Here is a 722-nt window from a genome sequence, read left to right as displayed (position 1 = left end):
ACTAGCTTGTCAGAAGGTACTAGCTCAACTTCATCAGATACGACGAACTGGTAAGCAGTACGTGGTTTCACTTCCATCTCTGGAAGGCTAGAGTAAGCGTGGTTTAGTACTTGGCTTGGGTTATGACGTACTAGGTACTTAAACATACGCTCACCAAGATCTTTAAGGCCAAGACCTTTGTATACTTCTGGTGCTGATGCAACTAACTCAGGTAATAGTGTTTCGATATCTGCGTTAGCATCGTAGTGACGCTTGAATGACAACAATGTGTTGATCAATGTGTCACGCTTACCTTTAGTAATACCCATTGAGAATAGGAACATTACTTGGAAGTCAGTAGTACGTGTTGGTACGATACCGAAACGACCTAGGTATGCAGTCACAAGTGCTGCTGGAACACCTGTTTCTAGGAAGTTACCGTTGTCGTCAAGTCCAGGAGTTAGCAAGCTAACTTTGATTGGATCAAGCATACACCAGTCATTGTCGATTTCGTCAAAGCCGTGCCACTTGTCGCCAGGAGTTAGTTTCCAGTTCTCTTGGATAGTCATTAGAGACTCAACAGATGCATCTTCAAAGTTAACCTTGTCACCGTTCATTTCTGTAACAGTTTCTGCGTTCCAAGGTTTGAAGAACCAATCGTTGTCATTGGTGTAGTTGTTGAATAGCTGACGCATGTTTTGACGGAAGATGATCGCTTCGCGGTTTACTTCGTCAGTCAGTGT

Annotated in this window: 1 pseudogene; it reads right to left on the bottom strand. The window is 43.5% G+C overall.

The features are described from left to right. Positions 1–722, bottom strand: a pseudogene (locus C9J46_RS21390) (arginine decarboxylase); the annotation flags it as partial.

The sequence above is a fragment of the Photobacterium sp. GB-36 genome (assembly GCF_003026135.1).
Taxonomy (GTDB): domain Bacteria; phylum Pseudomonadota; class Gammaproteobacteria; order Enterobacterales; family Vibrionaceae; genus Photobacterium.
Note: the sequence above shows the minus strand (reverse complement) of the source record. Positions and strands in the feature narration are given on the sequence as shown.